We start from the raw sequence: 18,959 nt of genomic DNA on the forward strand, positions 1-18,959 counted from the left end.
CTCACCGTTCTTCGGTTGAAAATCCCCCGAAGAGCTGGGTCAGGGGTTCGCCCATATACGAGTCCTTGAATTCATGCGGATGCACGAACTCTTCCTTAAACCACGGGAAGCGAGCCGGATTGAAAGCCTCGATCAGCCAGTCAATCATGTGCCGCACGCGGGGAATCCGGCCGCTACCGGGATGGTAGGACAACCAGATATCCAGCGGTCGGTTCAACTCGACCTCCAGTGGAATCAACTTCCCGCCAAGCGCAATAGCGTAGCTCGGGAATACGCCGATTCCGGCGCCATTCGCGACCGCCCAATAGTTGGCGCTCGAGACGTTGGTCTTCATGACCAGAAGGTCACGCTCCGGAACGCCCGGGAAGAAGCTCTCGAAGGTTTCCTTGGCGGCGATCTGATCGGCGAACTGCAGCACCAGGCGGTGCCTGATCAATTCCGCCGCGGAGCGCGGCGCGCCATGTTTTGCGATGTATTTCTCGGCGGCCCAGAACATCAGATGCATGCGGCCGAGCCGCACCAGCTTGACGTCGAGCGCTGAAGGCCGCGACAGATGGATGGCGACGTCGGCCTCGTGGCGGGAGACATCGGCCGAGCGCATCGCGCAATGCAGGTCGACCAGAATTTGCGGATAGGCCTGCTGGAATTCGACCAGGCGCGGGGCGAGCCAGAACGTGCCCAGGCCCTCGGTCACGGCAACGCGGACCTCGCCGGACAGCGCATTGGTCGCCGAGTCGCTGCTGCGCAGCACGTCGAACGCGGCTGCTTCCATTCGCTCGACGGCGGAGACCACCAGTGCGCCTTCGTCGGTCAGATGGGTGCCGTGGACGTCGCGGGTGAACAGGGTGGTGTCGGTCTGGCGCTCGAAATCGTCGATCCGGCGGCGGACGGCGTTGATCGACAGCGACAGGCGTTCGGCCGCCGAGCGGAAACTTCCGCAACGGACGACTTCCAAGAAGATGCGGGCGGCATCCCAATCCGAGAGGCCGCTGAGATTTGTCTTTGGGCGTTCCTCCAGTGGAACGCCCCTTTCCGCCAAGGAGTGCATACAAGTCCCTTCGGGTCGCTAAACTGGCAGAATCTGGCGCAAACCACAACCACGGCGGGTTGGCGGACGACGAGTTTTGAACGTCATCCTTACCGTCTCACGGGTGGTATCTGAATGCAGCCAAGGCTGGGAATCGGGCAGACGATCGCCTGAATGAGGGGTGCGGCGTGAGTTCCGTTGTGAGCCGTGAAATGGCTGCGGGATTGTCAGCGTTGTCCGCAGTGGACGTCCTTACGCGAGAGGCATTGCCGCCTTCCGGGACGGATCAATCACAGCGCATCAGGCGTTCTCCTCTCGATCGTTTCAACACGAGCCAACAGCACCGTACGGCGATGTTCGCCGGAACCGCAGTTTCGACGCTGAAACACATTGAAATCATGTTCTGGGGCGCGGCGGCCTCGTGCTATCCTTGGTCTTCCATGGGGGCCAAAGGGGTCGTCACAAACACGTCTCGCAGGCCGAATTAACGGAAAGAACGCCGGTGTCGCATTCAGACGAACAGTTGCAGTCGGTGCTGGAAACGCTCGAGGAGTGCCGCAGGATCCTCAATGAGAGCGACAGCCGCGAGTCGGCCGAGCTGCTGTCCATTGTCATCCTCGACGTGCGAATGAAGCTCAAAGGAATTGACAGTGCCGATCTCAAGGCATTGTGCGACGAAATGCTGCGGAGCGCTGCAAGCGAACCGCCGCTCCCGACCAAGCAGACGCAGGACCAGCCCCGGCGTCCGCTGCTCCGCGTGGTGAAGTAGCCGCGCCGCCGAGTCTCGCTTTTTGGCGAGATTTGTGCGCGTCCCGATGCCGCATCTGTGATCACGGACGGCATCGGGAGGAGCCCTGGTTTTATGCGCCTCTGTTGCGCATTCTCCGGCATCGGCTACACCAGAGCCGGTGCTCCGGGCCGCGCGCATTTCCCGCGCGCCGCGCCGGTGCCTGAGATGGCCCCGACTGCATCATGCAAAATGTTTCGATCCCGGCGGCGCTGATTGCCGGCCTCGTCAGCTTCCTCTCCCCTTGTGTCCTGCCGCTGGTTCCGCCCTACCTGATCTATCTCACGGGCGCGACGATCGAGCACGTCGAGAGCGACGAGCCGGCCTCGGCCTCCAAGCGCGCCATCATGATGTCGGCGCTGTTGTTCGTGCTCGGCTTCTCCACGGTGTTCGTGGCGCTCGGCGCCAGCGCCTCGCTGGTCGGCGGGCTGATCCGCGCCTGGTCGGCCGAGCTGTCGATCCTCGCCGGCCTCGTCATCATCGTCATGGGCCTGCACTTCCTCGGGCTGACGCGCATCGGGCTGCTGATGCGCGAGGGCCGGCTGCCGATCCCCAAGCCCGTCGGCCTCTGGGGCGCCTACATCATGGGGCTTGCCTTCGCCTTCGGCTGGACGCCCTGCATCGGCCCGATCCTCGCCGCGATCCTCTCGATCGCGGCCGCCGAAGCCACGGTGACCAAGGGCGCGGGGCTGCTCGCGGTCTATTCCGCCGGCCTCGGTATTCCCTTCCTGATCGCCGCGCTGATGATCGAGCAGTTCTCCGCCTTGTTCGCGCGCATGAAGGGCCATCTCGTCAATGTCGAGCGCGCGATGGGCGTGTTGATGGTGATCACCGGCATCGGCTTTCTCACCGGCGCGGTCTCCAACGTAAGCATCTGGCTGCTGGAGACGTTTCCGGCGTTGCAGACGATCGGGTAGGTCGCGGGAACCGGGTTTTCACGGATGAAGACGTAAAGGAACCATTGAGAACCGCCGGGCATGATTCTGCGAGAGCGACATGATTCCAGACCTTTCCGATCCGAATCGTTGAGGCCGGGACGATCTGCATGGTGGAGATCACGTGACCAAGACAGTGCGCTTAGAACCCTTGTCGGACAACGTGGCCCTGGTTGCCTGGCAATTCCTGGGACAGCCGTTGCAGGAGTGGCCGAGCTGGGTTCAGTCAAATTGCTCGCTTCAGAAGGATGCCGACGGAAAATTCGAACTTCGGCACGAGCGGCGCAGCGGCACCCAGATCGTCTATCTCGGCGAGTGGCTGGTGAGAGATCTCGACGGCGGCGTGGATTTCTACACGGACGCCGAGGTCTGGGCGCGGTTCGCTGCGAAGCGCTGAAGCGGATCATCGTCGCGCCTTAGTGTCTTTGGCTCGAGCTCCAGGCGATCAAAAGCCTGTGTCCGTGGTGGGGCAAAAAGCCTCGTCGGTAGGACCATGCAGAGAATGCAATCTGTGGTAATATTTCGTTTTACTGCACCCAGAGGGGCAATTTTCAAAAGCCTATATTGAAACGGGAATTTCAAGCCGATCGATAACTTCGTCGCCCCTCTCCCCTTACAGCATTTCAAGCAGGAGCAAGCGATGGGAACCGACGTCAACGTTCAGCCCGGTCATGGCAAAGCCGGACGTCAACCGACGCGACAATTTCTGGATACGCTTTCCGGGCACGACGATCCCGGCATGTTCGGTCGGATGTTTCCGACACTCGAACCGCTGGCTGTCGACGACGGCCCGCTGCATGAACTCGCCGATGCGATGAAGGATCCCAACCCCGGCGACCCCGCAGGGAACAATCCAAACGTTCCCGCCGGCTTCACCTATCTCGGGCAATTCGTCGACCACGACATCACGCTCGATCTGACCTCGTTCGGCGAGAAGGAAGCCGATCCGACCGCGGTCACGAATTTTCGTACGCCGGCGCTGGATCTCGACAGCATCTACGGTCTGGGTCCGGACGGAAGCCGTCACTTGTACGCGCGCAATTCGGCGAGCGACAACGGCAAGACCCCGGGTCCCAAGCTGTTGATCGGCAAGACGGTGAACGTCGATGCCATCACGGGAGATCATCGCAACGATCTGCCGCGCAGTCCCGAGGGATTTGCCCTGATCGGCGATCACCGCAACGACGAGAACCTGCTCGTCGCGCAAACCCACCTTGCGATGCTGAAGTTCCACAACAGGGTCTGCGACCAGCTCGCGGCGTCGGGTAAGCCGCCGGGCGAAATCTTCGAAGAAGCGCGCCGGATCGTGACCTGGCACTACCAATGGATGGTCCTGCACGATTTCGTCGAGCGGATCACCGAGAAGGGGATGGTGGCGAAGATTCTCGAGCAGGGACGGCGCTTCTACCGCTTCAAGAAGATCCCCTACATGCCTGTCGAGTTCTCCGCCGCCGTCTACCGTCTCGGCCACAGCATGGTTCGCCAGGTCTATAGCCACAACAGGATATTCACGCCGGGCGGCGTCGTTCCGGCGACGCTCGATCTGCTGTTCAGGTTCACCGGGCTCTCCGGAGGCATCATCGGAGATCTCGCGCCCAATCCCATCCAGCCGCCGCTTCCGCTTCCGGTGCTTTCAAGCAACTGGATCATCGACTGGCGCCGCTTCTATCAGGTCCTGCCGTCCAATCCGCCGGGTGTGGCACTCAATCCGTCGCGCAAGATCGACCCGTTTGTCGTGCCGCAACTCCACACCTTGCCCGGTGACGGCGGCAGCCTGCCGTTCCGCAATCTCAAGCGTGGCGTGCTGCTGGGGTTGCCGTCCGGGCAGGACGTCGCCAGGGCGATGAGGATCAAGAATCCCCTGACCTCGGCCGAGATATCCAAGGGGACCGACGGCGCAGTGGCGAAGAAGCACGGTCTGCACGAGCACACCCCGCTCTGGTACTACATCCTCAAGGAGGCGGAGCAGCGGGGCGGCGGTGAGAGGCTCGGGCCCGTTGGTGCGACGCTGCTTGCCGAGGTCTTCGTCGGCCTCGTCCATGGCGATCACCAATCGTTCCTTTGGCTCAAGGGCAAGAGCTGGAAGCCGACGCTGCCATCGCAAGTGCCGGGCGAGTTCACGATGGCTGACCTGCTGCGCTTTGTCGGGGATATCAGCCCGATCGACGGCATCTCGACCGTCTAGACGCCCGGCGATCTCTAGGCTGCACAAGTAAAGGCTGGGCCGCGAGCGGCCCAGCTCGCGCAAGGAGCGGCTGAAAGCGCGCCTCCGGTCAGTGCGCCTCGTCCAGCGTGCAAATCACGGTGCAGACGACGCCGCGCGGCAGGAAGTCGACGGTTGCCTCGCCGCCGAGCTGGTCGCGCGCGCTGCGCTCGATCAGGCGCGAGCCGAAGCCGCGCCGCACCGGCTCCGTCACCGGCGGTCCGCCGATCTCGGTCCAGATCAGCCGCAGCCGCGGCTTCGGCGTGTCGGCGATGACGTCCCATTCCAGCGTTATCCGCCCGGTCTCGTTGGACAGCGCGCCGTATTTCGCGGCGTTGGTGGCGATCTCGTGCACGATCATCGACAGCACCACGGCAAGCCGCGGCGACAGCGGCACCACGGGGCCCTCCATCCGGATGCGCTCGGGCGCGTTGAGCAGGAACGGCTGGAGCGCGCGCGCGATCACGTCCTTCAGCTCCGAGCCCGCCCATCTCTCCTGGCTGAGCAGATTGTGCGCCTCGGCGAGCGCGCCGAGGCGGCCTTCGAACTTGGCCCGCTCGTCGCGGCTGGCGCTGCGGAAGGTCTGCACCGCGATCGCCTGCATCAGGGCCAGCGTGTTCTTGACGCGGTGGTTGAGCTCCTCGACCAGGAGATTGTGCAGCATCTCGCCGCGCGCGATCGTCGTCGCCATGCGGACCGCAAAGGTGAGGCCGGTCAGCAGCAGGATGCCGCCGATCAGGCTGGTGATGGCGATGTTGCGCCAGAGCGGGGCGATCAACGAACTCTCGGCGACGCCGGCGGCGACCGTCCATCCGGTCAGTTGCGATCTTGTGAAGGCTGCGGCCAAGGCGACGCCGTCGAGCGACACCGTCGGCAGCGATGCCTCGTTGCTGCGGAACATGGCGGTGTAGAGCGACGGCGAGGCGCGCTTGCCGAATGTGTCACCGGGGTTCGGCGCGCGCGCGAACACGATGCCCTTGGCGTCGAGCAGGGACACCGTCCAAGCCGGGTCGGGCCGCTGCTTCTCCACCAGGTCCTGAAAGATGCTGACCGGCGGGCTGAAGCAGAGGTCGTAGACCACCTCGCCGTCGCGGATCACCGGCACCTCGACGGTGAGAATCTGTCGCCCGTTGAGCGCGCCGGTGAACAGGTCGGAATATTGCGGCGCCTTGGTCGCAAACACCTTCTCGACGATCTCCCGATTGCCGCGCGGCGGCAGGCTCGCGGTGTCCTCCGTCGCCGAGGAGAACAACAGCCGGCCCTTGCGGTCGGAAATCAGCAACAGGCCGCCCTTGCCATACTGGTCGAGAAAGCCGAGCGCGATGCGGCGAAAGTTCTGGAAGTCGTCGTTCCGCAGCGAATTCGTCAGCGCCAGGACCCGGAGGCCGCCGGTCATCCGCTGCACCTCGGAATCCAGCACCAGGCGCATGCTGCGCACGTTTTCCAGCACGCGGCGGGTCGCGTCGCTGCGGTCCTGCCTGTAGTTGTAGATTGCAATGCCAACGGCGAAGACGATCAGCGGCAACATCGTTCCCGCGACGAGGAGAGCGAGCCGGACCGGCAAGGTGAACCTAGACAAACGCGAGCGTCCCGATTCCAGCGCGACGGCGCCGGACAGCCAAAGCATAAAGCAGGGCCGTCCTTGTGGCACTGCTCAATTGGTCATGGACCGCACCCGTTCCCGTCCGCTGGAGGAGCATCCAAGCGGCGAAGGTTGCAGTGCAATAGATGGCGCGAGCGCGGCTCCTGCGTCGAACTGTATCAGCCGAGGGCCCATCATTGTCCGGACCACGCATCCGAATTGGCTTCCGTCCCACCACGGTTTTTCATACCCTCCTCGAACGCTGGCCGTAGACCGGCTGCGCTCACACCCCGGCGACAGGGGCGGAGCATCAAAGGGAGGGGAGACGATGAAGCGAAGATCATTTCTCGCTGGTATCGGTGCGACCACTGCGGCGGCTGCGATCGGCATGCCGTCGATCCTCAGGGCGCAAGCGCCGATCACGCTGAACGGCGCCGTCCAGTTCAACGACGACCACGCCTTCAACCGGGCCCTCGTCCGGTTCGAGGAACTGGTCAAGAAGTACTACGGCAAGCCCGTCAACTTCACCCTGCACAAGAACTCCTCGCTCGGCCTCGAGAAACAGTATTTCGAGTACATGTCGCAGGGCAAGGCGGTCGACTACGGCATCGTCTCGCCGGCTCACATGTCGACCTTCGCCAAGGCGGCTCCGTTCATCGATGCGCCCTTCGTGTTCAAGGGCATCGAGCACATGAACAAGGTCGTCGAAGCCAATATCCTGGCGCCGATCGCCGACGAGGTCGCGGCGAAAGCCGAGGTCGTTCTGATCGGTTATTCCGGCGGCGGCATCCGCAACATCTTTGCCAACAAGCCGCTCAAGAATCTGGCCGACCTCAAGGGCCTCAAGGTTCGCGTGCAGGGTGCGCCGATCTGGTCGAAGACCTTTGCGGCCGTCGGCATGAGCCCGACGGTGATCGCCTATAACGAAATCTACAACGCGATCCAGAACGGCGTGATCTCGGCCGGCGAAAACGAGGCGGCCGGTGTCGAGGCGATGAAGTTCTACGAAGTGGCCCCGCATCTCAACCTGACCCAGCACGCCGTGTCGATCCGGCCGATCTGCTTCTCGGTGAAGACGCTGAAGACGCTGCCGAAGGATTTGCAGGACGCGATCATGAAGGCCGGCAAGGAGGCCGGCGACTACGGCCGCCAGCTCGAGTCGAGCGAAGAGGTGGTCAAGCTCGACACGCTCGAGAAGGCCGGCAAGCTCAAGCGCGTTCCGTTCGAGGAGCGGGACGCCATGAAGAAACTCGCCGACCCCGTAATGGCCACCTACGCCAAGGAAATTGGTGCGGAAGGCATTTTCGAGAAGATCAACGTCGCCTGAGGTCGTTGCGTCCACCGACGACATTCCGGGCAGGCCCCGCTTCCTGCCCGGACGTGGCGGATGAGCCGCCGCACGGAGCCCCAATGTCTGAAATTCCCGTCCCGTCCACACCATCGCTGTGGCGTCGCGTCACGGCGGCTTATGCAAGGCTGCTGGAATTCCTGCTGGCCGCCTGCGTCGGCATTCTGGTCATTCCGGTCACGCTGCAAATCATCTCGCGCTACACGCCGCTCATTCCGTCCTACATCTGGACCGAGGAGATGGCGCGCTTCCTGTTCGTCTGGACCATCATGATCGGCGCCATGGTCGGCGTGCGGGAGGCGCAGCATTTCGAGGTCGACGTGTGGCCTGATCTGTCGCGGCGGTCGGAGGCTGCGGTGCGGATCCTCGCGCGGCTCGGCGTGCTGGCGCTGGCGCTGGTGTTCGTCTGGGCCGGCATCGAGTTCACCCGCTTTGCCTGGAACAGAACCTCGGAACTGGCAGATCTGCCGCTCTGGCTGATTCACGTCGCCTGGCCTGTGACCGGCGCCACGTGGATCGTCTTTGCGGGCGAGCAGATCATCGATGAAATGCGCGTTCTGGTCGGGGCTCAGCGATGAACGGAAATGTGCTCTCTGCCGGACAGGCCGCGCTGGTGCTGTTTGGGGTCTTCATCGGTCTGCTCGTCGTGCGCGTGCCGGTTGCGTTCGCGCTCGGCCTTGCCTGCGTGCCGATCCTGCTGATCGAGCCGCATCTGTCGCTGATGACGCTGGGGCAGGAGACCTTCAATGCGTACAATTCATTCATCCTGCTCGCGGTTCCGTTCTTCCTGCTGACGGCCAATCTGATGAGCATTGGCGGCATCACCGATCGCCTGGTGGCGCTGTCGCGCTCGATGGTCGGGCACTGGCCGGGATCGCTGGCGCAGATCAACGTGGTGCTGTCGGTGTTCTTTGCAGGCATCTCGGGTTCCTCGACCGCCGATGCGGCGAGCCAGTCCAAGATCTTCATCGATGCGCAGACCAAGGAGGGCTACGATCTGTCGTTTTCCATCGCCATTACGGCGGTGTCGGCGGTTCTGGCGGTCATCATCCCGCCGTCGATCCTCATGATCGTGTGGGGCGGGCTGATCTCGACTTCGATTGCGGCGATGTATCTGGCCGGCATCGTGCCGGGGCTGCTGATCGCGGGCGCACAGATGGCGACGGTGCACATCTATGCGGTGCGCCGCGGTTACCCGACCTATCCGAAGTCGACCTGGGTCGAGATGCGATGCGCCATTTGGCAGTCGCTGCCGGCCCTGATGACGCCGTTCATCATCGTCGGCGGCATTCTGCTCGGGTGGTTCACCGCGACCGAGTCCGCCTGCGTAGCGGTGCTGTATTCCGTGGCGCTCTCGACGTTCTTCTACCGCGAGACAGGTCCACGCGAATTGTACAAGGCCTTGCTCGACACCGGGCGTCTTGCCGGCGTCGCGCTGTTCTGTGTCGGCACCGCCAGTGCGTTTGGCTGGCTGCTCGCCTACTACAAGATCCCGCAGGCGCTGCTGGCCAACGTCTCGACATGGGGAATGGACGCCGTCACGGCCGGCTTCTTCATTTCCTTCTGCTTTCTGGTGGTGGGCTGCTTCCTCGACGCCATCCCGGCCATCATCATCGTCGGCACCGTGCTGGAGCCGCTGGCCAAGTCCGTAGACCTCCATCCGGTCCAGTTCGCAATCATTTCCATCGTGTCGCTGGCCTTCGGACTGGTGACGCCGCCCTATGGCTTGTGTCTGATGATCGCCTGTTCGATCGCCGGCGTGCGGCTGCGTTTTGCACTGAAGGACACGGTGATCATGCTGATTCCGATGCTGCTCGTGCTGGCGGCGGTCATCGTCTGGCCAAGCGTGTCGCTGTTCCTGCCGCGCCTGATCGTGCCGGAGATGCTCAAATGAGCGTCCGGCATCGCGATTCCGCGGCCGCCGGCCGCGGAATCGATTCAATCGGCTACAGATTGCTCTCGGTGATCGCGGCGTAGACCATGCTTCGCAGCTCGCGTCGGATCGGATAGGCGCTCGACGGCAGCACCTGCGTCATGAAGATCGCGATCAGCTCCTCGGCGGGATCGATCCAGAACGACGTCGTCGCCGCGCCGCCCCAATTATATTCGCCGGGGCTGCCGGCGATCAGCGTCTCGGCCGGGCGCATGGTTACGGCGAAGCCGAGCCCGAAGCCGATGCCGTTATAGGTCGCTTCCGAGAACAGCGAGCGTGATACTTCGGGGAGGAAGCGGCCGCCCGGAATGTGGTTGCTCGTCATCAGGGCCAGTGTCTTCGGCCCGATCAGCCTGACGCCGCCGAGCTCGCCGCCATTGAGCAGCGCGCGGCAGAAGGTGAGATAGTCGGCGACCGTCGAGCACAGTCCGCCGCCGCCGGAGATGAACGAGGGCGGAACGAGGAACGAGCTCTTGGCCGGATCGTCCTGGAGCGTCAGGCCCTCGCGGCGCTGGCCGGCGTGGAAGGTCATGCCGCCGCCCGGGTCGGCCGAATAGCAGGCGGCGAAGCGATGGGCTTTCGAGGCCGGCACGTGGAAGTCGGTGTCGGTCATGCCGAGCGGATCAAGGATCCGTGTCTTCAGGAACTGCTCGAACGGCATGCCGGAAATCTTGCCGACGAGGTAGCCGAGCACGTCGGTCGCCACCGAGTAGTTCCAGGCTTCGCCCGGCGAGAACTCCAGCGGGATTTTCGCGAGCGCCTCGATCATGGTCTGAAGCGTGCCTGACTTCTCGACCTCGCCGATCTTCTCGGCGCGGTAGGCGGCATCGACATTGGAGCGCTGCTGGAAGCCGTAGGTGAGGCCGGAGGTGTGGCGCAGCAGGTCGACGATCAGCATCGGCCGGGCCGGCGGCCGGGTCAGGAAGGCCGGCGCGGTGCCGGCGACGAACACGCCGAGATCCTTCCATTCCGGAATGTATTTGGCGACGGGCTCGTCGATCGCGACGAGGCCTTGCTCGACCAGCATCATGAAGGCGACGCTGGTCAGCGGCTTGGTCATGGAATAGATGCGGTAGATGGTGTCGTCCTTGACCGGCGCCTTGCGCTCGACATCGGCAAAGCCCTGGACCGAGCTGTGCGCGACCTTGCCGCGGCGATAGACCAGCAGATGCGCGCCCGGGAAGCGGCCGGCATCGATGTACCTGACCTTCAGATGCGCATCGACGCGGTCGAGCGCGGCCTTGGACATTCCGACGGATTCGGGCGAGGCGGGGGCAGGGGCGAGCATCGGTTCCTCCGGGCAGTTTTGTCAGGCGTTGATAGCCAAATGGCGGCCGCATTCCAAGCCGGTCCGCTTAACGCAGGCAGGCCGACTGGTGTAGTATCCAGCCTGGAACGCCTCCAAGGAGCCCCAAGGATCTCTAAAAGGATCTCTCATGGGGCCAACGAAAAACGTAGGGCAAACGCACCATGACCCAGTTCAACGAGACCGAACTCACCGCAGCCGTGGTCGAAAGCTTCGACAAGACTCCTGACACGCGGGCGAAATTCCTGCTCCAGGAATTGGTGAAGTCGCTGCACGATTACGTGAGCAAGACCGGTGTCACCTTCGAGGAATGGGAATACGCCGTCGATTTCCTGACCCGTACCGGCCAGAAATGCACCGACACCCGCCAGGAGTTCATCCTGCTCTCCGACGTGCTCGGCGTCTCCATGCTGGTGGACGCGGTCAACCACCGCGACCGCGAAGGCGCCACCCAGACCACGGTACTTGGCCCGTTCTATGTCGGCGAGCACAAGGTGACCGCGCACGGCACCGATATCTCGCCGAACAATCAAACCGGCGAGCGGATGTTCGTGCAGAGCCGCGTCACCGACCTTCAGGGCAAGCCGCTTGCGGGCGTGCCCGTCGACGTCTGGCATGCCGATGACGACGGCTTCTACGATTCACAGAAGCCGAACTATGACGAGGTCGGCGCCTCGGCGCGGGCGCGCTTCATCACCGACAGCGACGGCCGCTTCTACTTCCGCACCATCCTGCCGTGCAGCTATCCGATTCCGACCGATGGTCCGGTCGGCGAGATGATCGTGCAGACTAACCGTCATCCGATGCGCCCGGCGCATGTGCACTTCCTCGTCAATGCGAAGGGCTATGAGCCGCTGATCACGCATGTCTTCATGGACGGCGACAAATACCTCGATTCCGACGTGGTGTTCGGCGTCAAGGACGACCTCATCGCCAAGGTCGAGCCGCGCAAGGATCCGGCCATGCCCGACGGCACCAAGGCGAGCGGGCCGTGGCACCTGATGACCTACGAATTCCGCCTCAAGCCGGGCGGCGGCATGGCGCCGAAGCCGCTGGGGACGAAGGCGGCGGAGCCGGCGTGACCCGCCCGGCTATCGCAGCCGAAGTGCTGCGAGCAGCACGACGACCGCGCAGGCCAGGATCGCGGTGGTCAGTTTCCAGAACAGCAGCGGGTTGCGCTCCAGAAGGGGCGTGGTCCGCGTGGCGAGATAGGCTGGATTGGGGTTTCTGAGTTCGAAGACGAACTCGGAGAGGTCTTCGTGGCGCTTGTAGGGATCGGGATGCAGCGCTTTCCTGAGCGCGCCGTCGATCCATCCGGGGATGCCGCGCTCGGCATCGATGGCCGGGCGATATCTCAGTTTCCACGCGTCCGATCTGCCCCTGATCTTGGCGAGCTGGGCGCCGTAAGGGAGATGTCCGGTGAGCATGTGATAGCAAATGGCGGCCAGTGAAAACATGTCGGACCGCGGCGTGCCGCCCTCGCCGAGGAAATATTCCGGGGCGGTGTATTGGACGGTGCCAAGAATTTCCGCGTCCGCCGATTTCGGCGCCGCCTCGGCGACGCCCGCGACCCTGACCGATCCGAAGTCGATGATCTTCGCAGTGCCGGTCTTGTCGATCAGGACGTTGTCGGGCCTGAGGTCCTGGTGCAGCATCTCCATGCGATGGAAGGCGCGAAGTCCCGTGGCGATCTGCTCGACGATCCCACGGACCGTTTCCAGATCGGGACGCGGGTTGTCGAGCATCCACTGCCGCAGCGTCTGCCCTTCGACGAACTCGGTCGCGACGTAGAGGTAGTTGCGCCGGGTCGATCTCGACCGTGGCTTGAGCACGTACGGACTGTCGATCCGCCGCGCGATCCATTCCTCCATCAGGAAGCGTTTCAGATAGGCCGGGTTGTCGCGCAGGTCGATCGAAGGAATCTTGAGTGCGACCGGCTCCTCGGTGTCCGCATCGACGGCGAGATAGATGTGGCTGCGGCTGCTGCCATGGATCTCCCGGATGATCCGGTAACCATCGAACGCCGCCCGGGGTTCCAGCAGGGGCGGCAGAGGCAGCGCGGACGTCTGATCGAAGATGCCGGATTCCTCGTCCGGAGCTGCATCGATCCGCAGGATCTGGACGGTGATGTTGTCGTCGCTGCCGCGCCGATAGGCCTCCTCGACGATGGCTCTTGCGGCGCGGTCGAGGTCGCCGGCATGCTCATCGATGACGCCGGTCACGAAGCGCTGCTCGACGAACTCGTAGGCACCGTCCGTTGCCAGCACGAAGGTGTCGCCTTGCGTGATCTGTAGCGCCTGGTAGTCGATCTCGAGCTGCGGATTGATGCCGAGCGCGCGGCCGAGATAGGTCTGCTCGGAGGACACGATGATGCGGTGGTCGTCAGTCAGCTGTTCCAGAGCCTTGCCGGCGACACGGTAGATGCGGCAGTCGCCGACATGGAAGATGTGCGCGGTGGTCGCCTTGATGACCATGGCGCTCAGCGTGCAGACATAACCCTTGTCGCGGTCATAGGCATATTGGCTCTTGCGCGTCTGCGCGTGCAGCCAGGAATTGGTCGCCTCCAGCACGCGGCGGGCGGAGGTCTTCACCGTCCAGGATTCCGACGTGCAGTAATAGTCCATCAGGAAGCTCTTGACCGCCGACTCGCTGGCGATCTGGCTCACCCTGCTGCTGGAGATGCCGTCGGCCAGAACCGCCGCGATGCCCTTCAGGCTGAGCTGAGGCTCCTCCGGGATCAGGACGCCGTGAAAATCCTGGTTGACGGGCTTGCGACCCTTGTCCGAGTGCTGGCCGACCGAGATCTGGAGTCCGCTGGTCATCGTCATCACCAGGAGAGGGCAGGGCTGTCGCGTATGGTTTCTTGGCGGCGGCCTGAGCGCGCGCCTCGTCCTTCGAGACGACCGCTCCGCGGTCTCCTCAGGATGAGGCTAATCGGCATCGGTGCACGTTGAAACTGTCGCCGCGCACTCCGCCCTCATCCTGAGGAGCCAGCCAAAGGCGGGCGTCTCGAAGGATGGCCGCAAGAATCCCTGTTCGCGTTCGATAACTCTGCGAGCAAAGGGGAGCCTCACCCTGGTCGGGCGAGGCTCCCCTGTCGAGACGGATTCGATCAGGCTGCAACGCGGGGCTTCGCAGCCTTGTCGGCCTGGCGCTTCGGCAGGGTCATGACGTGCGTGGCGTAGAGGGTCATGCCGGTGAAGGCGAGGCCGCCGACGAGGTTGCCGAGCACGGTCGGGATCTCGTTCCAGATCAGGTAGTCCATGATCGAGAACTTCGCGTGCAGCATCAGGCCCGACGGGAACAGGAACATGTTCACCACGGAATGCTCGAACACCATGTAGAAGAACACCAGGATCGGCATCCACATCGCGATGACCTTGCCGGAGACCGAGGTCGAGATCATGGCGCCGACGACGCCGGTCGAGACCATCCAGTTGCAGAGCATGCCGCGCAGGAACAGCGTCGCCATGCCGGCCGCGCCATGCGCGGCATAGCCCAGCGTTCGGCCTTCGCCGATGTTGCCGATCGCGGCGCCGACCTTGTCGGGATCCTGCGTGAAGCCGAACGTCGTGACGAAGGCCATCATGAAGGCCACGGTGAAGGCGCCGGCGAAGTTGCCGACGAAGACGAGGCCCCAGTTGCGCAGCACGCCGCCAAAGGTGACGCCCGGGCGCTTGTCGATGAGGGCGAGTGGCGACAGCACGAACACGCCCGTCAGGAGGTCGAAGCCCAGGAGATAGAGCATGACGAAGCCGACCGGAAACAGCAGCGCCCCGACCAGCGGCTGGCCGGTGTTCACGTTGATGGTGACGGCGAACCAGGCGGCCAGCGCGAGGATGGCGCCGGCCATATAGGCCCGGATGATGGTATCCCGGGTGGACATGAAGATCTTGGACTCGCCCGCATCCACCATCTTGGTGACGAATTCCGAAGGCGCGAGATACGACATCAATGGTTCCTTTGCTTCGTAAGTGAGATCGACACGCCCCCAAAGAGAGCGCGGCTGAACGTTTTGGGCCGTGCGGACAGCTCTGCCGCGCACGAGGGCTGTGGAAGGTCTGGAAGCCTGGGGAATCGCGTCACGACGACTGAGCCGAGAAGGGCCGCGAAGCAGTTGAGCTTCCGGTTTGCAGCCGCCAGAGGCTGCAACAATGCGGCAAGCCGCAGTCTTCGTTGACGTCCAAGAGGAATGCAAGTTGCGTGCCGTCTGGTTTCGTTAGGAAAATCAAACGATATCAATTGGATGATGCTCCCCTTGATCGAGCGCTTGCGCGCCTGGCAGCCTTTTGCTTGGGCTCTTGCATAAGTTTTGTGCGACGCACAAGAATTGAGCAAGCCGCAAATTTCGCGTGCTATCACCGCCTGCGACAGTCTGGCGCGGTCGTCGTAACTCATTCATTTTTCAATGTTTTTCGTAGCTGCGGGCTTGGCATGAAGCTTGAATAGTTCCAGGCCGACGCCATTGAAGCCGTCCCGCGAGACTTCTCATCCGATTTGCTGACGCCACCCGAACGGGGGTCTCCCCGTCGTGCGTTCGCATGCGCCTTTTTCTGGCGTCACGGACGGACGGGCTGCTCGTGCGCACTGACGCAATCATTCCGCAACGACGCAAAGGACGACACCGCCTATGACCAAGCGCATACGCCGGCCTTCGGATACTGGCCTTAGCCGCCGTCAATTGTTGAAGGCCACCGGCAGCACCGCTGCCCTTCTTGCCGCCGCCAAGCTGAATTTCCCCGCCGGCGCCTTTGCGCAGGATGCAGGCCCCGAGGTGAAGGGCGCCAAGCTCGGCTTCATCGCGCTCTCCGATGCCGGCCCGCTCTTCGTCGCCAAGGACAAGGGCCTGTTCGCCAAATACGGCATGCCCGATGTCGACGTTCAGAAGCAGGCCTCGTGGGGCACCACGCGCGACAACCTCGTGCTCGGCTCGGAAGGCAACGGCATCGACGGCGCGCATATCCTGACCCCGATGCCGTATCTGATCTCGGCTGGCAAGGTGACGCAGAACAACCAGCCGACGCCGATGTACATCCTGGCGCGGCTCAATCTCGACAGCCAGTGCATCTCGGTTGCCAACGAATATGCCGACCTGAAGCTCGGCGTCGATGCCGCGCCGTTCAAGGCGGCGTTGGAGAAGAAGAAGGCCTCGGGCAAGTCGGTGAAGGCCGCAATGACCTTCCCCGGCGGCACGCATGATCTCTGGATCCGCTACTGGCTCGCGGCCGGCGGCATCGATCCGGACAAGGACATCGAGACCATCGTGGTGCCGCCGCCGCAGATGGTGGCCAACATGAAGGTTGGCACCATGGACTGCTTCTGCGTCGGCGAGCCGTGGAACCTGCAGCTCATCCACCAGAACATCGGCTATACCGCTGTCACCACCGGGGAGCTCTGGAACAAGCATCCGGAAAAATCCTTCGGCATGCGCGCCGCCTTCGTCGACAAATATCCGAAGGCCTCAAAAGCGCTGCTGATGGCCGTGATGGAGGCGCAGCAATGGTCGGACAAGGCCGAGAACAAGCCCGAGCTCGCCGCCATCATGGGCAAGCGGCAGTGGATGAACTGCCCGGTCGATGACGTGCTCGATCGCACCTCGGGCAAGTTCGACTACGGCATCCCCGGCAAGGTGGTCGAGAATTCGCCGCACATCATGAAGTACTGGCGCGACTTCGCCTCCTATCCGTTCCAGAGCCACGACCTCTGGTTCCTCACGGAGGACATTCGCTGGGGCAAGTATGAGGCGAATTTCGACACCAAGGCGCTGATCGCCAAGGTCAACCGCGAGGACATGTGGCGCGATGCGGCCAAGACGCTCGGTGTCGCGGCTGCCGAGATTCCGGCCTCCACCTCGCGCGGCAAGGAGACCTTCTTCGACGGCAAGGTGTTCGATCCCGAAAATCCGGCGGCCTATCTGAAGTCGCTCGCGATCAAGCGCGTCGAAGTCTGATGGAGCCTGCGGCCGCCCGCGCGGCGGCCGCATCGTCTTTTGGAGCCGGAGAGATATTGCGATGAATATGCCTGCCACCAAGATTGAGGTCGAGACCGCGACGCCTGCGGCCAGTGCCGCGCCTGTGGTCGCGATGACGCCAAAGCGCCCGCCGCGCAGCGAGGCCTACGCGCGGATGGCGAGGGAGACCGCCGTGCGTGTGATCCCGCCGCTGGTCGTGATCGCGCTGCTGACGCTGGTCTGGGAGTTGGTCTGCCGCCGTGCCGGCTCGGCGCTGCCGCCGCCGTCAAAGGTCTTCAAGGACACCAAGGAGTTGATCCTCGATCCGTTCTTCGACCACGGTGGCATCGACAAGGGCCTGTTCTGGCATCTCTCCGCCAGTCTCCAGCGCGTCGCGCTGGGCTACTCGCTCTCCGCGATCGCCGGCATCGCGCTCGGCGTCCTGGTCGGCCAGTCGGTCTGGGCGATGCGCGGGCTCGATCCGCTGTTCCAGGTGCTGCGCACCATCCCGCCGCTCGCCTGGCTGCCGCTGTCGCTGGCCGCCTTCCGCGACGGCCAGCCCTCGGCGATCTTCGTCATCTTCATCACCTCGATCTGGCCGATCATCATCAACACCGCAGTCGGCATCCGCAACATCCCGCAGGACTATCGCAACGTTGCCGCCGTGGTGCAGCTCAACCCGCTCGAGTTCTTCTCCAAGATCATGATCCCGGCGGCCGCGCCCTACATCTTCACGGGGCTTCGCATCGGCATCGGCCTGTCGTGGCTCGCGATCGTGGCCGCCGAAATGCTGATCGGCGGCGTCGGTATCGGCTTCTTCATCTGGGACGCCTGGAACTCCTCGCATATCAGCGAGATCATCCTGGCGCTGTTCTATGTCGGCATCATCGGATTCGTGCTCGATCGCCTGATCGCGGGCCTCGGCAAGATCGTCACCCGCGGCACCGCGACGAACTAAGGGGGAGAGACACATGACCGCCTATCTGAAGCTCGACCATATCGACAAGGTCTTTACCCGCGGTGCCGCCACGACCGAGGTGCTCAAGGACATCAGCCTGACCATCGAGAAGGGGCAGTACGTCTCGATCATCGGCCATTCCGGCTGCGGCAAGTCGACCCTGCTCAACATCATCGCAGGGCTGACCAACGCCTCCACCGGCGGCGTGCTGCTGGAGAACCGCGAGGTCAACTCGCCGGGGCCTGATCGCGCCGTGGTGTTCCAGAACCACAGCCTGCTGCCCTGGCTCACGGTCTACGAGAACGTCAGGCTCGGCGTCGACAAGGTCTTCGCCAGGACCAAGACGCGGGCCGAGCGCGACGCCTGGGTCATGCACAATCTCAACCTGGTGCAGATGGCCCATGCCAGGGACAAGCGCCCTTCGGAGATTTCCGGCGGCATGAAGCAGCGCGTCGGCATTGCCCGCGCGCTGGCGATGGAGCCGAAGGTACTGCTGCTCGACGAGCCGTTCGGCGCGCTCGACGCGCTGACCCGCGCGCATCTCCAGGACTCCGTGATGGCGCTGCACCAGAAGCTCGGCAACACCATTCTGATGATCACCCACGACGTCGACGAGGCCGTGCTCTTGTCCGACCGCATCGTGATGATGACGAATGGGCCGAGCGCGCGCATCGGCGAGGTGCTGGAAGTGCCGCTGGCGCGTCCCCGCAAGCGGCTCGAGCTCGCGACCAACACGACCTATCTCAAGTGCCGGCAGCGCGTGCTCGAATTCCTCTACGAGCGTCACCGCTTCGTCGAGGCCGCGTAAACGCGGCGTTAACGCGTGATGGCTCAACGCCTAATTTGAGATCATCAAGCTCAATCCTTGTGCGCCGCACAGGGATTGAGCGAATCGCAAAATTTGCGTGCGAAAGTGTCGTGCAAAAATTT

The 18,959-nt window shown here is 63.4% G+C and carries 16 protein-coding genes; 11 read left to right on the plus strand and 5 right to left on the minus strand.

Translation table 11 applies throughout. The annotated features are described in order from the left end of the window. Nucleotide 1 precedes the first annotated feature (1 nt). Nucleotides 2–1,048 (minus strand): LysR family transcriptional regulator, encoded by a 1,047-nt coding sequence (locus AC1RUR_RS16730; RefSeq protein ID WP_492845847.1) that lies wholly within the window; start codon nucleotides 1,046–1,048, stop codon nucleotides 2–4. Nucleotides 1,049–1,529: 481 nt separating this feature from the next. On the opposite strand from AC1RUR_RS16730, the gene AC1RUR_RS16735 reads away from it, so the two are divergent. The 4 genes from AC1RUR_RS16735 (at nucleotide 1,530) to AC1RUR_RS16750 (ending at nucleotide 4,934) form a co-directional block, all read left to right on the plus strand. Next, entirely contained in the window at nucleotides 1,530–1,796 is a 267-nt protein-coding gene (locus AC1RUR_RS16735; protein ID WP_492845849.1) for a hypothetical protein, read from the plus strand. Nucleotides 1,797–1,999: 203 nt separating this feature from the next. Beyond that, nucleotides 2,000–2,731 carry a cytochrome c biogenesis CcdA family protein gene (locus tag AC1RUR_RS16740; RefSeq protein ID WP_492845851.1) on the plus strand — a complete coding sequence of 244 codons (732 nt, stop codon included), beginning with the start codon at nucleotides 2,000–2,002 and terminating at the stop codon, nucleotides 2,729–2,731. A gap of 142 nt (nucleotides 2,732–2,873) precedes the next feature. Beyond that, nucleotides 2,874–3,146 carry a hypothetical protein gene (locus AC1RUR_RS16745; protein WP_492845853.1) on the plus strand — a complete coding sequence of 91 codons (273 nt, stop codon included), beginning with the start codon at nucleotides 2,874–2,876 and terminating at the stop codon, nucleotides 3,144–3,146. Nucleotides 3,147–3,389: 243 nt separating this feature from the next. Beyond that, the gene (locus AC1RUR_RS16750) at nucleotides 3,390–4,934 is read left to right on the plus strand and encodes a peroxidase family protein (RefSeq protein WP_492845855.1); all 1,545 of its coding nucleotides are present in this window, start codon (nucleotides 3,390–3,392) and stop codon (nucleotides 4,932–4,934) included. Between the two features lie 88 nt (nucleotides 4,935–5,022). Here AC1RUR_RS16750 and AC1RUR_RS16755 read toward each other — a convergent pair whose 3' ends face one another. Continuing rightward, on the minus strand, nucleotides 5,023–6,480 hold the full coding sequence (locus AC1RUR_RS16755; protein ID WP_492845949.1) for a sensor histidine kinase: 1,458 nt from the start codon (nucleotides 6,478–6,480) through the stop codon (nucleotides 5,023–5,025). A gap of 382 nt (nucleotides 6,481–6,862) precedes the next feature. Here AC1RUR_RS16755 and AC1RUR_RS16760 point away from each other — a divergent pair, with 382 nt between their 5' ends. The 3 genes from AC1RUR_RS16760 to AC1RUR_RS16770 all read left to right on the plus strand — a co-directional run bounded on the left by AC1RUR_RS16760 (nucleotide 6,863) and on the right by AC1RUR_RS16770 (nucleotide 9,776). Beyond that, nucleotides 6,863–7,861: a TRAP transporter substrate-binding protein gene (locus AC1RUR_RS16760; RefSeq protein ID WP_492845857.1), complete on the plus strand. Its 999-nt coding sequence runs from the start codon at nucleotides 6,863–6,865 to the stop codon at nucleotides 7,859–7,861. An 83-nt stretch (nucleotides 7,862–7,944) separates the two neighbouring features. Continuing rightward, a complete protein-coding gene (locus AC1RUR_RS16765) occupies nucleotides 7,945–8,460 on the plus strand; it encodes a TRAP transporter small permease (protein ID WP_492845859.1) in 516 nt (171 codons plus the stop codon). Further along, the gene (locus AC1RUR_RS16770; protein ID WP_492845861.1) at nucleotides 8,457–9,776 is read left to right on the plus strand and encodes a TRAP transporter large permease; all 1,320 of its coding nucleotides are present in this window, start codon (nucleotides 8,457–8,459) and stop codon (nucleotides 9,774–9,776) included. Before AC1RUR_RS16765 ends, AC1RUR_RS16770 begins: the two co-directional genes overlap by 4 nt. 52 nt (nucleotides 9,777–9,828) lie before the next feature. Here the strand turns inward: AC1RUR_RS16770 and AC1RUR_RS16775 are convergent, their stop codons facing one another. Beyond that, complete coding sequence (locus AC1RUR_RS16775; RefSeq protein WP_492845863.1) at nucleotides 9,829–11,103, minus strand: serine hydrolase domain-containing protein; 1,275 nt, start codon at nucleotides 11,101–11,103, stop codon at nucleotides 9,829–9,831. Nucleotides 11,104–11,285: 182 nt separating this feature from the next. On the opposite strand from AC1RUR_RS16775, the gene AC1RUR_RS16780 reads away from it, so the two are divergent. Beyond that, nucleotides 11,286–12,203 (plus strand): intradiol ring-cleavage dioxygenase, encoded by a 918-nt coding sequence (locus AC1RUR_RS16780; RefSeq protein ID WP_492845865.1) that lies wholly within the window; start codon nucleotides 11,286–11,288, stop codon nucleotides 12,201–12,203. Nucleotides 12,204–12,212: 9 nt separating this feature from the next. Here AC1RUR_RS16780 and AC1RUR_RS16785 read toward each other — a convergent pair whose 3' ends face one another. Both AC1RUR_RS16785 and AC1RUR_RS16790 read right to left on the minus strand, forming a co-directional pair. Then, nucleotides 12,213–13,949 (minus strand): bifunctional protein-serine/threonine kinase/phosphatase, encoded by a 1,737-nt coding sequence (locus AC1RUR_RS16785; protein WP_492845951.1) that lies wholly within the window; start codon nucleotides 13,947–13,949, stop codon nucleotides 12,213–12,215. 284 nt (nucleotides 13,950–14,233) lie between these two features. Continuing rightward, the gene (locus AC1RUR_RS16790) at nucleotides 14,234–15,073 is read right to left on the minus strand and encodes a formate/nitrite transporter family protein (protein ID WP_492845867.1); all 840 of its coding nucleotides are present in this window, start codon (nucleotides 15,071–15,073) and stop codon (nucleotides 14,234–14,236) included. Between the two features lie 678 nt (nucleotides 15,074–15,751). Between AC1RUR_RS16790 and AC1RUR_RS16795 the strand changes: the two genes are divergently transcribed. The 3 genes from AC1RUR_RS16795 (at nucleotide 15,752) to AC1RUR_RS16805 (ending at nucleotide 18,837) form a co-directional block, all read left to right on the plus strand. After that, a complete protein-coding gene (locus tag AC1RUR_RS16795; RefSeq protein WP_492845869.1) occupies nucleotides 15,752–17,071 on the plus strand; it encodes a CmpA/NrtA family ABC transporter substrate-binding protein in 1,320 nt (439 codons plus the stop codon). 61 nt (nucleotides 17,072–17,132) lie between these two features. Further along, the gene (ntrB, locus tag AC1RUR_RS16800; protein ID WP_492845871.1) at nucleotides 17,133–18,029 is read left to right on the plus strand and encodes a nitrate ABC transporter permease; all 897 of its coding nucleotides are present in this window, start codon (nucleotides 17,133–17,135) and stop codon (nucleotides 18,027–18,029) included. Nucleotides 18,030–18,042: 13 nt separating this feature from the next. After that, entirely contained in the window at nucleotides 18,043–18,837 is a 795-nt protein-coding gene (locus tag AC1RUR_RS16805; RefSeq protein ID WP_492845873.1) for an ABC transporter ATP-binding protein, read from the plus strand. Nucleotides 18,838–18,959: the final 122 nt, after the last annotated feature.

It is taken from the genome of Bradyrhizobium sp. GW821-FHT12B03, assembly GCF_058807535.1.

Bases quoted from the DNA above. Each gene is read 5' to 3' on its own strand.
- AC1RUR_RS16730 (WP_492845847.1), bottom strand. From the start codon at position 1,048: ATGCACTCCTTGGCGGAAAGGGGCGTTCCACTGGAGGAACGCCCAAAG.
- AC1RUR_RS16740 (WP_492845851.1), top strand. From the start codon at position 2,000: ATGCAAAATGTTTCGATCCCGGCGGCGCTGATTGCCGGCCTCGTCAGC.
- AC1RUR_RS16750 (WP_492845855.1), top strand. From the start codon at position 3,390: ATGGGAACCGACGTCAACGTTCAGCCCGGTCATGGCAAAGCCGGACGT.
- AC1RUR_RS16755 (WP_492845949.1), bottom strand. From the start codon at position 6,480: ATGTTGCCGCTGATCGTCTTCGCCGTTGGCATTGCAATCTACAACTAC.
- AC1RUR_RS16760 (WP_492845857.1), top strand. From the start codon at position 6,863: ATGAAGCGAAGATCATTTCTCGCTGGTATCGGTGCGACCACTGCGGCG.
- AC1RUR_RS16765 (WP_492845859.1), top strand. From the start codon at position 7,945: ATGTCTGAAATTCCCGTCCCGTCCACACCATCGCTGTGGCGTCGCGTC.
- AC1RUR_RS16770 (WP_492845861.1), top strand. From the start codon at position 8,457: ATGAACGGAAATGTGCTCTCTGCCGGACAGGCCGCGCTGGTGCTGTTT.
- AC1RUR_RS16775 (WP_492845863.1), bottom strand. From the start codon at position 11,103: ATGCTCGCCCCTGCCCCCGCCTCGCCCGAATCCGTCGGAATGTCCAAG.
- AC1RUR_RS16780 (WP_492845865.1), top strand. From the start codon at position 11,286: ATGACCCAGTTCAACGAGACCGAACTCACCGCAGCCGTGGTCGAAAGC.
- AC1RUR_RS16785 (WP_492845951.1), bottom strand. From the start codon at position 13,949: ATGACGATGACCAGCGGACTCCAGATCTCGGTCGGCCAGCACTCGGAC.
- AC1RUR_RS16790 (WP_492845867.1), bottom strand. From the start codon at position 15,073: ATGTCGTATCTCGCGCCTTCGGAATTCGTCACCAAGATGGTGGATGCG.
- AC1RUR_RS16795 (WP_492845869.1), top strand. From the start codon at position 15,752: ATGACCAAGCGCATACGCCGGCCTTCGGATACTGGCCTTAGCCGCCGT.
- ntrB (WP_492845871.1), top strand. From the start codon at position 17,133: ATGAATATGCCTGCCACCAAGATTGAGGTCGAGACCGCGACGCCTGCG.
- AC1RUR_RS16805 (WP_492845873.1), top strand. From the start codon at position 18,043: ATGACCGCCTATCTGAAGCTCGACCATATCGACAAGGTCTTTACCCGC.